Annotated in this window: 11 protein-coding genes and 1 pseudogene; 2 read left to right on the top strand and 10 right to left on the bottom strand. The window is 64.2% G+C overall.

Translation table 11 applies throughout. The features are described from left to right. Positions 1-112: 112 nt before the first annotated feature. The 9 genes and pseudogenes from phnN to AC0V8S_RS02565 all read right to left on the bottom strand — a co-directional run bounded on the left by phnN (position 113) and on the right by AC0V8S_RS02565 (position 9744). Positions 113-742 carry a phosphonate metabolism protein/1,5-bisphosphokinase (PRPP-forming) PhnN gene (phnN, locus tag AC0V8S_RS02605; protein ID WP_475436726.1) on the bottom strand — a complete coding sequence of 210 codons (630 nt, stop codon included), beginning with the start codon at positions 740-742 and terminating at the stop codon, positions 113-115. Next, positions 739-1878 (bottom strand): alpha-D-ribose 1-methylphosphonate 5-triphosphate diphosphatase, encoded by a 1140-nt coding sequence (locus tag AC0V8S_RS02600; protein WP_475436725.1) that lies wholly within the window; start codon positions 1876-1878, stop codon positions 739-741. The genes phnN and AC0V8S_RS02600 overlap by 4 nt, the downstream gene beginning before the upstream one ends. Before the next feature lie 49 nt (positions 1879-1927). Next, on the bottom strand, positions 1928-2635 hold the full coding sequence (locus tag AC0V8S_RS02595; RefSeq protein ID WP_475436724.1) for a DUF1045 domain-containing protein: 708 nt from the start codon (positions 2633-2635) through the stop codon (positions 1928-1930). A 152-nt stretch (positions 2636-2787) separates the two neighbouring features. Beyond that, a complete protein-coding gene (gene iolB, locus AC0V8S_RS02590) occupies positions 2788-3600 on the bottom strand; it encodes a 5-deoxy-glucuronate isomerase (protein WP_183464800.1) in 813 nt (270 codons plus the stop codon). A 4-nt stretch (positions 3601-3604) separates the two neighbouring features. Next, on the bottom strand, positions 3605-3817 hold the full coding sequence (locus AC0V8S_RS02585) for a DUF3329 domain-containing protein (RefSeq protein ID WP_475436723.1): 213 nt from the start codon (positions 3815-3817) through the stop codon (positions 3605-3607). Between the two features lie 43 nt (positions 3818-3860). After that, positions 3861-4778: a myo-inosose-2 dehydratase gene (iolE, locus tag AC0V8S_RS02580; RefSeq protein WP_183464802.1), complete on the bottom strand. Its 918-nt coding sequence runs from the start codon at positions 4776-4778 to the stop codon at positions 3861-3863. Between the two features lie 148 nt (positions 4779-4926). After that, positions 4927-6776 (bottom strand): annotated as a pseudogene (iolD, locus tag AC0V8S_RS02575) (3D-(3,5/4)-trihydroxycyclohexane-1,2-dione acylhydrolase (decyclizing)). A gap of 32 nt (positions 6777-6808) precedes the next feature. After that, a complete protein-coding gene (locus AC0V8S_RS02570) occupies positions 6809-8743 on the bottom strand; it encodes a bifunctional 5-dehydro-2-deoxygluconokinase/5-dehydro-2-deoxyphosphogluconate aldolase (protein ID WP_475436722.1) in 1935 nt (644 codons plus the stop codon). Between the two features lie 155 nt (positions 8744-8898). Next, entirely contained in the window at positions 8899-9744 is an 846-nt protein-coding gene (locus AC0V8S_RS02565) for a MurR/RpiR family transcriptional regulator (protein ID WP_475436721.1), read from the bottom strand. Positions 9745-9899: 155 nt separating this feature from the next. On the opposite strand from AC0V8S_RS02565, the gene AC0V8S_RS02560 reads away from it, so the two are divergent. Beyond that, positions 9900-11009 (top strand): Gfo/Idh/MocA family protein, encoded by a 1110-nt coding sequence (locus AC0V8S_RS02560; RefSeq protein ID WP_475436720.1) that lies wholly within the window; start codon positions 9900-9902, stop codon positions 11007-11009. 6 nt (positions 11010-11015) lie between these two features. Here the strand turns inward: AC0V8S_RS02560 and AC0V8S_RS02555 are convergent, their stop codons facing one another. Then, complete coding sequence (locus AC0V8S_RS02555) at positions 11016-11711, bottom strand: helix-turn-helix transcriptional regulator (RefSeq protein WP_183464805.1); 696 nt, start codon at positions 11709-11711, stop codon at positions 11016-11018. A gap of 128 nt (positions 11712-11839) precedes the next feature. Between AC0V8S_RS02555 and AC0V8S_RS02550 the strand changes: the two genes are divergently transcribed. Next, positions 11840-12475 (top strand): LysE family translocator, encoded by a 636-nt coding sequence (locus AC0V8S_RS02550; protein ID WP_475436719.1) that lies wholly within the window; start codon positions 11840-11842, stop codon positions 12473-12475. Positions 12476-12477: the final 2 nt, after the last annotated feature.

The following is a 12477-nucleotide window of genomic DNA, read 5'->3' as shown; positions in this document are numbered from 1 at the left end:
GAATCACATGTGTGGTCAGCACCACATAGCGCTCCGGAGGCAGCGGGAAAGCAAGCGCCAATGGGCGGCGCTTCGGGCGTACAAAGCCGAGGCCTGTGGATCCACGCTTAGATCAGATCAGCCCCGACATGTCGGAGAAGGCCATCGCCTTGCGCAGCAGCTCGGCAAAGCGTTCGCCGGCCGCTTCGCGCGGGCCGCTATTGTCGATCGAGGTCACACCAGGGCCGGTCAGGGTCACGTTGGCGCTGCGCGCCAGCCGCGCCAGCACTTCGCCGCGCGACTCGCGGCCGCGCATCGCCAGCCGCTCGGCCAGCACATCGGGCGAAGCGGTGATCTCGACAATGGCCAGATTGGCGTAGCGCTCGCGCAAGGTGGGGATGATCGCGCGGGACACGTTCGCCACTGCGACATGGCCATTGGCGACCGACCAGTCGACATCGGCAGGCAGGCCGTAGCGCAGGCCATGCGCCTCCCAGGAGATGGCGAAGGCGCCGTCGGCCTCGGCCTCGACGAAAGCGGCGTCGGCCAGCGTGTCGTGATCCTCGCTTGCCGCATCGCTCGGCCTGGTGATGACGCGGCGCACGAATTCCAGCCGGGTCTCATCAGCGAAGAGTGTGCGGGCGTAGCCGATCACCGTGTCCTTGCCGGCACCGCTGGGCCCCACGACGGCGACAAACACGCCATGGCGGATCGGGAACGTTTCAGCCGACAGTTCACGCTCGATCAAGGCCGACACCATCATGCGACCCGGCGCCCCTGACGCCAGACGGTGCGCACGACCGGAACATGGTCGTCGACGCGCACGCGCACCAGATCGGCCCGGCGGCCCTGCTCGATGATGCCGCGGTCGGTCAGGCCAACGGCTTCGGCCGGGTTCTTCGAAACCATGGCGACCGCCTGTGGCAGCGAAATCCCTTCGACCATGTCGCCGAGGAAGAAGGCCGACTGGATCAGGCTGAAGGGGATATAGTCCGAAGACAAGATGTCGAGCAGGCCATCGCTGGCCAGCGTGCGGGCCGAGACATTGCCCGAATGAGACGCGCCGCGCATGACGTTGGGTGCGCCCATAAGCACGCCGAGGCCGGCGGCCTTCGAAGCGCGCGCCGCTTCCTCGGTGGTCGGGAATTCGGCGACGCGCACGCCTTGCTCGATCGCCTCGTCGACATGGCCCGATGTGGCGTCGTCATGGCTGGCCAGCACGATGCCGCGCTCATGGCAGGCCGCGGCGATCACCGCGCGGTTCGGTGCCGAATTGCGTGCCGATTCCGCCATCCGCTTCTCGCAGAACAGTTTGAAGTCGCGGTCGGTCAGCTTCAGCTTGCGCTGGTAGTAATAGGCATAGGTTTCGAGATTGACGAATTGGCGCTGGCCGGGCGCATGATCCATCAGCGAGGCCAGCTTGACCCGGTCGTCCTCGTCGAAATTGGCGAAGGCCTGCAGGCAATCCGGCGCCGAAACCTCGCAGCGAAGATGCAGGAAGTGATCGGCCCGCAGACGATCCTGCGCGACGCTGTCCTCGATTGCATCGGCCAGCTTGCGGATATCGGTCGATGTCAGGTCGGCGTCCTCGTCCATGCCGACGCGCAAGGCATCGAGCACGGTGGTGATGCCGGCGGTGGCCACTTGCGCGTCATGGGCAAGCACGGCGGCTATCGGGTTCCAGCGCACCTTCGGCCGCGGCGCGTAATGACCCTCCAGATGGTCGGTGTGCAGCTCGACCAGCCCCGGAATGACATAGTCGCCGCCCATATCCTCGCCGGTCCGGCCAGAACCTGCATCGATGCCGGCGATAAAGCCGTCACGCAGCACCAGCGACCCCTCGACAATCTCGTCGGCAAGCACGATGCGGGCGTTGGAAAGAACGGTCTCGGCGGTCATTTCAGGCAGTCCTCGATTATCTGGCCTTGATTCTTCGGGCAGGCTTTGTTCAGGCGATTTTTCTGGCCGGGCGGCGTCCCAGCGCATGCTGGGAAAGCACCATGAACGGCGCGCCGGGTTCGGGTTCGACAAACAGCGTCAGCGCGTCCACCAGCGCCGGCTGCCGCAGCACATCGGCGAACAGGCTGTCGATTGCTGCGCGCAAACGTGGGCTTTCCTGTGGCCCGGCCCGGCCCGACAGCGTCATGTGGAAGCGGAAGGTCTCGAAGACATAGGGGTAGCCCCATTGGCAGAGATTGCGGAACTCGGCCGGCTTCAGCGAATCCGGGCTGCGCCGCTCGATCTCGGCCTCGGTTAGCGGCGCGCGAAACCGGTCGAAATCGCGCACCACATCGTCGGCGAAACGGTTGAGCGGCGGCAACGGTCCCTCGGGCACCAGCGCGAAGAAGCTGTCGATCTGGCTGACGACGAGGCGCGGGATCGTGACAACAGGCGTCGCTTCGGCAAAATGGTCGAGCCCAGCGCGCAGCGAGGTCTCGGTCTCGTTGGCAGCCAGCCGGAAGGGGGCTTTCAGCGTGGCGTGGAAGCCGTAGCGGCGCGCCGAAGCGGTGTGGAAGGCAACTTCCGCCGCCGAGAGGTCGGCCACGGCCTCGACCGGCCTTGTCGCGGCGCCGAACGGGTCGCGACCCAGCCAGTTGGCGGCGATCCGCGCCAGCGCTTCGTCCTGCCGGGGGGTGAAATAGATGGCGTAACGCATGGGAAGTCCTCGTCAGTCTCGCTGCCATAGGTGATTTCCAGGACGGATTGACGAAGCTTTGACGGGTTTTCGATGGCAAATCGACCTGAGAAGTCCTTAGCCGACGATTTTTCCCAACTGGACCAACGGCTTCACTCGAAAGACATGGGCGCTCAGGCCTTCATCAACCATTCGTGCTCGGGTGCATTGTGGAATTTCCACGTCCGCTTCGGCCCGGCCATGACATTGAGATAATAGAGGTCGTAGCCATGGCAGGCGGCGCAGGGGTGATACCCCTTGGGCACCAGCACGACATCGCCATCCTCGATCGCCATCGCTTCGTCGAGCGCCCGATGGCCATTCGTGTCGGCGTCGGTATAGACGCGCTGGAAGGCAAAGCCCTGCGGCGGGTTGAGGCGATGGTAGTAGGTTTCCTCGAGGTAGGACTCAGCCGGCAGATTGTCCTGGTCATGCTTGTGCGGCGGATAGCTCGACGTGTGGCCGCCCGGCGTGATGACCTCGACCACCAGCAGCGAGTCTGCCGGCTTGCCTTCCGGCAGGATGTTGGTGACGTAGCGCGTGTTGGTGCCCTTGCCGCGCACTTCCTGGCCGAGATCGTCCGGCCCGATCACCCGAACCGGCAAACCACCGCCCAATCCCGGCGCCGAGCAGACCGCGAGCTCCAATTCGGTATCAGCCGTTACCGACCAGTCCGATCCGGCGGGCACATAGACCGACCACGGCTTGCCTTCGAAGGGTGACATGCGTCCGCCGAGCAGGCCAAGATCCTTGCCGCCTGCCTTCGCCGTGCCTTTGCCGGTGACGAAGACCAGGCAGACTTCGCGATCCTCCGTCTTTCCCGAGGCGGTCTCGCCGGGCTTCAGCCGGTGCAGGTCGAAACCGACATAGGTCCAGCCGGCGCTCTTCGGCGTCACATGTGCAACGCGGCCATGGCCCTTGTCGGCTTTGACGAGCAGTTTCGACATCGGGTTACTCCTTCGGTTCGGCCTCGGCCTTGTTCTCATCGGCCGGCTTGTAGAGGTAGAAGAACTGCCAGACGCCATAACCGGCAAAGCCGAGCGCGATGACGCCCCAGAATGGCGTACCGGTGGCGAACTCGATGATCGACCAGATGACGCAGACCGCGACCACGGCGACACGGCGCCAAAGCGGGCGGAAGAACGGGTGCTCGGAATCTTTCATCGGCCCAATCTACAGCAACCTGCCTCGCCGTGAACCCATCGCCTCAGGCATTCGGGAAGCCCTGGGTCTCCACCGTATAGCCGGCAGCTGTCATCACCCGCATCAGCTCCTTGTGGCCGACTTGCGCCATCTTGAGCGGCGGGTTCTTCTTTGGGTCTTGCTCGGCCTCGACCACGAACCAGCCCTCATAGCCATGGTCGGCGAAGCGTTGCACGATGGCGCCGAAATCCAGCGAACCGTCGCCCGGCACGGTGAAGGCGCCGAGCGCCACGGCGTCGAGGAAGGACTGTTTCGTGCGGTCGAGCTTGTCGATCACGCCCATGCGCACATCCTTCACATGGACATGGCTGATGCGCTTGTGGTGGTTGTCGACGGCGCGCAGCACATCGCCGCCGGCAAAGGCCAGGTGTCCGGCGTCGAGCAGCAGCGGAATGCCTTCGCCGGAATGGCGTATGAAGGCATCGAGCTCCGGCTCGGTCTCGACCACGGCCGCCATGTGATGGTGATAGGACAGCGGCATGCCCTGTTCGGCGCACCATTCGCCGAATTCGGTCAGGCGCCTTGCATAGGCCTTCATCTCGTCGCCCGACAGTTTCGGCTTGGTGGCGAGCGGTTTTGAGCGGTCGCCCTGGATCGAACGGCCGACCTCGCCATAGACGATGCAAGGCGCATTGACCGCCTTGAACAGGTCGATCATCGGCTGGATGCGATCCTTGTTCTTGCCCATCTCCTCATCGACCAGCGTGCCGGAAAACCAGCCGCCGCATAGTGTGACGTCGGCTGCCTTCAGGATCGGCAGCATGACGGCGGGATCGTTGGGAAAACGCCGGCCCATCTCCATGCCGGTGAAACCGGCCGAACGCGACTGGCGCAGGCACTCTTCCAGCGACACGTCATCGCTGAGTTCGGCAAGATCGTCGTTCCACCACGCTATGGGGGACATGCCCAGTTTGGCTTTCAAGTCGTCACTCCGGTTTCTTGTTCACCCTCCCCCTTGTGGGGAGGGTCGCTGCGAAGCAGCGGGGAGGGGGTGCGGCGCCAGACCCCCACCCGGACCTTCGGTCCGACCTCCCCACAAGGGGGAGGTAGGGGTCGGCGCTGACTTAGCATCAATCGCCGATGGTCTGCATCTGCCGCTTCTCGTCATAGGCTTTGCGCGCCGCGTTGACCTGCGGCCGTGCCGACACTTCCGGCACCGCCACATCCCACCAATGGCCACCGGCATCGGTGGAGACCAGCGGATCGGTGTCGATGACCAGCACGGTGGTGCGGTCGTTCTTTTGGCCTGCTGCAGGGCGTTTTCCAGCCCGGCGATCGACGGCACTTTCTCTGATATCGCGCCCATGCTCGCCGCATGGGCGGCAAAGTCGATATCGGGCAGGGTCTCGTGGCGTGAATCCTTCAGCAGATTGTTGAAGTTGGCGCCGCCGGTCGCCATCTGCAGCCGGTTGATGCAGCCATAGCCACGGTTGTCGAGCAGCACGATGGTGAGCTTCAAACCGAGCATCACCGAAGTGGCGATCTCGGAATTGAGCATCAGATAGGAACCGTCGCCGATCATGACGACGACCTCTTCGCCGGGCTTGGCCATCTTGGTGCCGAGTCCGCCGGCAATCTCGTAGCCCATCGTCGAGAAGCCGTATTCGGCATGGTAGGAGCCGGGCGCGCCGGCCTGCCAAAGCTTGTGCAGCTCGCCCGGCAGGCCGCCGGCGGCATGCAGCAAGGTCACGCCCGATCCCATGGCGCGCTGCACGGCGCCGATCACCTGCGCGTCCGACGGGAAGGCGGCATTGGTCGACGCCGTCACCTTGGCCGCGTCGGCCTGCCAGGCCTTCTTGCCCTTGGCCGCATTGTCGGTCCAGGCGGCAGGCGCTTTCCAGCTCCCCAACGCCGCGCCAAGTTCGGCAAGCCCTTCGACCGCGTCCGCGACCAGCGGCAGTGCCCGGTGCTTGCCGGCATCGAAAGGCTGCACGTTGAGCCCGATGATGGTCTTGCCGGAATTCTTGAACAGCGCCCATGAGCCGGTGGTGAAATCCTGCAGGCGCGTGCCGATGGCGAGCACCACATCGGCTTCTTCGGCGAGCCGGTTGGCTGCCGACGTGCCGGTGACGCCGACCGCCGCCATGTTGAGTGGATGATCGTCCGGCAGCGAGGATTTGCCGCCTTGCGTCTCGCAGACCGGAATGCCCGCGCTCTCGACGAATTTGGCCAGCGCATCGGAGGCCTGCGAATAGAGAACGCCGCCGCCGGCGATCACCAGCGGCTTCTTCGCGCCCTTGAGCGCCGCAACCGCCGCTGCCAGTTCGCCACGGTCAGGGCGTGGCCGGCGCTGATGCCAGATCCTTTCGGCGAAAAAGCTCTCGGGATAATCATAGGCCTCCGCCTGCACATCCTGGCAGAGCGACAGCGTCACCGGGCCGCACTCGGCCGGATCGGTCAACACAGCCATGGCGCGGTTGAGCGCCGGGATGATTTGTTCCGGGCGCGTGATGCGGTCGAAATAGCGCGACACCGGACGGAAGCAGTCATTGACAGTCGCCGTGCCGTCGGAAAAATCCTCGGCCTGCTGCAGCACCGGATCAGGGATGCGGTTGGCGAAGACGTCGCCCGGCAAAAACAGCACCGGCAGCCGGTTTACATGTGCAAGGGCGGCTGCCGTCACCATGTTGAGCGCGCCGGGGCCGATCGACGAGGTCGCGGCCATGAAGCGGCGGCGGAAATTGGCCTTGGCGTAGGCGATCGCTGCATGCGCCATCGCCTGCTCATTGTGAGCGCGGAAGGTCGGCAGCTCGTCGCGCACCTGGTAGAGCGCCTCGCCGATGCCAGCGACATTGCCGTGGCCGAAGATCGCCCAGACGCCACCGAAGATCGGCATTTTTTTGCCGTCGATCTCGGTCATCTGGCGGCTGAGGAAGCGGGTCAGCGCCTGCGCCATCGTCAGGCGGATTGTCTTGCTCATGGTGTTTTCCTCCGCAGTCCTGTGCCGCGCCTTTATGCTGCTTTACGGCCACGCGCGGCAAGCCACGCCTCGGTCAGCTGTTCGAAGCGCGAGGCCATGTCGGCGACAGCCTCGTCATCCGACATCTTGCCTGCCAGCCACTGTTCGGCCGCGTGGACGAAGATGGTACGGCCGACGGCAAAGCCTTTGACGATCGGTGCCTTGGCGGTAGCGGCAAACGCCGCTTCAAGTTCGTCCTGCGGCGCTTCCAGCCCGAGCAGCACGATGCCACGGCACCAGGGATCGTGCTTCAGGATCACCGCTTCGATCTTGGTCCAGGCGCCGGCTGACGCCTGTGGCTCGAGTTTCCACCAGTCCGGCTTAATGCCGAGCGCATAAAGCTCTTCCAGCGCCCGCGGAATGGTCGTGTCGTCGAGCTTGCCGTGCTTGCCGGCGATGATCTCGACGAGAAGTTCCCGGCCGACTTTCCGTGCCGCCTCAAACAGCGCGCGCAATTTCTGCTGCTGTTCTTCCTTGAGCGCCGCCGGGTCGTCGGGATGGTAGAAGCACAGGCATTTGATGCAGTGATCGACAGGCCATTCGGTGAGTTGCGAGCCGATATCCTGCGAGAATTCGAAGCGCAGCGGCCGCGAGCCCGGCAGTTCCACCGGCCGTCCGAGCCAGGCGAAGGAATGCCTGGCGAATTCGAACATCGCCTCGCGGCCATGTTTCTCGTCGATCAGCATGCCATAGCCGTCACGGCCGGCGGCGACCTTTGCCGCCGCCTTGACCGCCAGCACCTTGAAATCGCGGATGCGCGCCGGATCGGCGCCGGCTTTCACCGCCACGTCCTCGAGCTGCACACGGTGGTCGCAGGCGAGCGCCATCAGCGAGGGGATGTCGCGCCGCCGGGTTGTCGCCCAATGGATGTGGTTGATCGCCTCGTCCTTGCGCAGCGCCCTATATTTGCTGCCGTTCTTGAGGAAGAACTGCAGCTCCTCGAAGGTTGGATATTCCGGCGCGCAGAGCAGCCGCGACACGGCGAAGGCGCCGCAGGCATTGGCCCAGGTCGCCGCCGTCGCATGGTCTTCGCCACCCAGCCAGCCGCGCAGGAAGCCGGACATGAAGGCGTCGCCGGCGCCCAGCACATTGTAGATCTCGATCGGGAAACCCTTGCCGACGACACCGTCTTCCAGATCGTCGCTGATCGGTCCGTCATAGACGATGCAGCCCATGGCGCCGCGCTTGAGCACGATGGTGGCCGACGACAGCGCGCGGATCGTCTTCAGCGCGCTCAGGCAGTCGTCGGCGCCCGAGGCGATCATGATCTCTTCCTCGGTACCGACGATGAGGTCGCAATCGGGCAGGACCGTCTTCAGCTGCGCCGACACCCGGTCCGATTTGACATAGCGCTCGAAGCCCTCGGCGTGGCCGGCGAGGCCCCACAGATTGGGCCGATAGTCGATATCGAAGACAACCTTGCCGCCCTTGGCTTTCATGATGCGGATCGCCTTGCGCTGGGCGGCGTCGCTGTTGGGGCGGGAAAAATGCGTGCCGGTGACGACGATCGAACGCGCCGAAGCGATAAATGCCTCATCGATGTCTTCCGGCGCCAGCGCCATGTCGGCGCAGTCCGAGCGGTAGAAGATCATCGGTGAAACGCCTTCGCTCTCCACCGAAAGCAGCACCAGCGCCGTCAGCCGCTCCTTGTCGGTCTTCAGCCCGTCTGTGTTGACGCCTTCGCGCTTCAGCTGTTCGCGGATGAAGCGGCCCATCTGCTCGTCGCCGACGCGTGTCAGCAGCGCCGAACGCAGGCCGAGCCTCGCCGTGCCAACCGAAATGTTGGCCGGGCAGCCGCCAACCGACTTGGCGAAGGAGGTGATATCTTCCAGCCGCGAGCCGATCTGCTGGCCATAGAGGTCGACCGAAGCGCGACCGATGGTGATGACGTCGAGCGGCGCCTGTTTGGCGTCCACGGCTTCGCTCATTGGAACCTCCCGTCAGTCTTGTTGTCAGGAACAACATTGTTTGGGTAACACGCGCGAGCGGCAGCGTGGTGCCGGGAATATGAAATAATAATTCCAATCCATAGTCAATATGGAATGAGCATTCCCCGGTCTAAAATTGCCTTTGGGATTGCCGATCAGGCTTTGCGCTTGCGGCCCGTATCGCGCCGCTTCTCGCCGACACCGACGGTCAGCGCCATGGCCAGCGCCATCGTCGCCGACAGCGAACGGAAGCCGGCGAAGTCCGCTTCGGCAACCTCGAACCAGACCCTGGCGAATTGCGCAAGCGGCGAAAACGAGCTGTCGGTGATGGCAACGATCGGCACGCCCTGCTCGGAGATGTTGCGGGCTTCCTCGATGGTGGCCGGCGCATAAGGCGAGAAGGAGATGGCGATGACGGCATCCGCCGGCGTGGCGAAGGCGATCATCTCGGCGTTGAGGCCGGCGGCCGATTCGATCAGCTGGTTGCGGATCTTCAGCTTGCCCAGCGCATAGGCGATATAGGTGGCCACCGGGTAGGAGCGGCGCTTGGCTAAGACATAGATGGTCTGCGCCTTCGCGAGCAGCGAAATCGCATCTTCCAGATGCGCATCGTCCAGCGTGCGGGAAATGTCGTTGAGCGAGGTGCTGGCGGCGGCGACGAAGCCGTCGAAGATGGCGCGGTGGCCGGCGCCGCCCTCGGCTTTGACGCGCAGCGCCTGCAGCCGCTCGTCATAGGACGAGTTGCGCTCGCGCAGCCGCTCGCGAAACACCTGCTGCAGGCTGGTGAAGCCGTCGAAACCGAGCTGCTGGGCAAAGCGGATCAAGGTGGAGGGCTGCACGCCGGCCGAAGCGGCGATGCTGGCGGCGGTGCCGAAGGCGATGTCGTCGGGATTGTCCAGCGCGTAGGCGGCGATCTGGGCGATGCGCTTCGGCAGGCTTTCGCGCCGGTCCAGGATGGTGGCGCGCAGCGTCTCGAAGTCGCGAGGTACCCGTTCGTCCATCGTCGGCCCGTCCAAGCTCATCCGTGAAACGCCCTCTCTGCCCCATCATAGCGAGCCTGCGCAAGAACGCCATAAAAAATGAGGCAGACATTCCATTTCAGGAAGAAATGGACTAATTCATCCACGCAGCGCTTCATGTGGTGGAGAAACGGAAAATGGTCGGCGTCGGTCTTATCGGCACGGGTTTCATGGGCAAATGTCACGCCATCGCGTGGAGTGCCGTCGGCGCCGTCTTTCCCGATGTCGCCAAGCCAAGGCTTGTCCATCTCGGCGAGGTCAATGAGGAGCTTGCCCGGCGCAAGGCGAGCGAGTTCGGCTTCGCCAAGGCGTCCGGCGACTGGCGCGCCGTGGTCAATGATCCCGAGGTCGACATCGTCTCGCTGACCACGCCCAACCAGTTCCATCCGGAAATGGCCATCGCGGTTCTCGAGGCCGGCAAACATCTGTGGTGCGAAAAGCCGATGGCGCCGAGCCTCGCCGAGGCCGAGGCCATGGCGGAAGCGGCCAAGAAATCGGGCAAGATCGCGGCGCTGGGCTACAACTACATCCAGAGCCCGGCCATCCGTCACATCGGCGCGCTGCTTGATGAGAAGATCATCGGCGAGGTCAACCATCTGCGCATCGAGATGGACGAGGATTTCATGGCCGATCCCGAGGCGCTGTTCTTCTGGAAGCACGAGGCCGCCTCCGGCTATGGCGCGCTCGACGATTTCGCCGTGCATCCGCTGTCGCTGGTCTCGGCGCTGTTCGGCCGTGTCGCCAGCGTCATCTGCGACATGGCCAAGCCCTATGCCGACCGTAAGCTGGCAACAGGCGGACGCCGCGCGGTCGAGACCTATGATATCGCCAGCGTCTTGATGCATCTGGAAAACGGCATTGCCGGCACGCTTCAGGTCAACCGCTCGGCCTGGGGCCGCAAGGGCCGCATCGCCATCCAGATCTTCGGCTCGAAAGGGTCGATCCTGTTCGACCAGGAGCGGATGAACGAGTTGCAACTTTATCTCACATCCGATCGCCCGACCGAGCAGGGCTACCGCACCATCCTGATCGCGCCGCATCACAAGCCTTACGACGCCTTCCTGCCGGCGCCCGGCCACAATCTCGGCTTCAACGACCTCAAGATCATCGAGTGCCACGAATTGCTGACGCGGCTCGCCGGCAGACCGGCACGGCTGATCGAATTCGCGCAAGGTCTAGAGATCGAGCGCACCGTGCACGCAATGGCACGCTCCTTCCAGGAAAAGCGCTGGGTCGATGTGCGGTAATATCCCTCAGCCACCGACGGCCGGGGTCTCCCAGCCGTCGACCCAGATTTGCCGCAAACGGTCGCCTTCGCCCTTGAACCGTAGTCCCGTCGGCTGGCAATCCTCTGTGCGGTCGCTGCGGAAATTGCGGATCGCCTGGCGCAGCTCGCACCAGGCGACGATGTTGGCGGTTTCGGCATAGTAGATGAGCGCGATCGGGCGGATGAGCCGCTCGGAGGCGCGGCCCATTTCGTCGCGATAGGAAAGATCGAGCTTCTCCTCGTCGCGGATGGCGCGGCGCACCAGCGCCAGGTCGATCGTGCCGGCCGAGGGTGCGGCGAAGCCCCAGGCATGCAGCGCATTGGCTTCGAATGTCTGGCGCAGCGGCGGCGGCACGGCGCCGGCGATCTTGCTGCTGACGCGCTTGGCCGCCTGCTTGAGCTCGTCGTCCCCCGTGCGCTCCAGCAGCGCCAGCGACAGCACAATCGCCTCCATCTCCTCGATCGAAAACATCAGTGGCGGCAGGTCGAAACCGGGGCGCAGGATGTAGCCGATGCCGCGCCCGCCCTCTATCGGCACGCGCATCGCCTGCAGCGCTGCGATGTCGCGATAGATCGAGCGGATTGTCACCTCCAGCTGCTCGGCAATCATGGCCGCCGTCACCGGCTGCCGCGCCAGCCGCAGGATCTGGATGATCTCGAACAGGCGTGACGCCTTGCGCATTTCCTCACCCGGCTCTCATCGCAACTGACACATCATTGTCAGTTGGGTCGACCTATAGGACTGCCTATCGAATTGAAAATCAACAGGTTCCGCTGCGGCTTGGTGGAACGAGGCGATGGGCAACTGACATGGGTTATGCGGAAAATCTCTGGCTTTTCTTTATCCTGCTGTTCGGCATCATCGCCGTTCCGGGTATGGACATGCTGTTCGTGCTGGCCAATGCGCTGACCGGCGGCCGCGACAGGGGCCTGGCCGCGACCGGTGGCATCATGGTTGGCGGCATGGTGCACACGCTGAACGGCGCCATCGGCGTCGGCCTGCTCATGCATTTCGTGCCGATCCTGTTCACGCCGCTGCTGCTGGCCGGCGCCGCCTACATGGCCTTCATCGGCATCACGCTGATGCGCAGCTCCATCACCGTCGGTCATGACGGGCCTGTCGGCAGCCGTTCCGCATGGAAGGCGTTTCGCCAGGGGCTGGTGACCTGCCTGATCAATCCGAAGGCTTATCTGTTCGTGCTCGCCGTCTATCCGCAGTTCCTGAAACCGGACTACGGCCCGATCTGGATGCAAGCGACCGTCATGGGCCTAATGACGGTCATCACGCAGGCCGCGATCTATGGCGGGTTGGCGATATCAGCCGGCCGCAGCCGCAACCTTCTGATCGCCAATCCGCGGGCGACCATCCTTGCTGGCCGGGCGGCCGGGCTCCTGCTTTTTGCGGTCTCGGTGTTCACCGCCTGGGAAGGGCTGAGGCCGGCGTAATT

The sequence above is a fragment of the Mesorhizobium oxytropidicola genome (assembly GCF_056174625.1).
The sequence above is the reverse complement of the archived record's forward strand: the minus strand, read 5'-3'. Positions and strand labels throughout refer to the sequence as shown.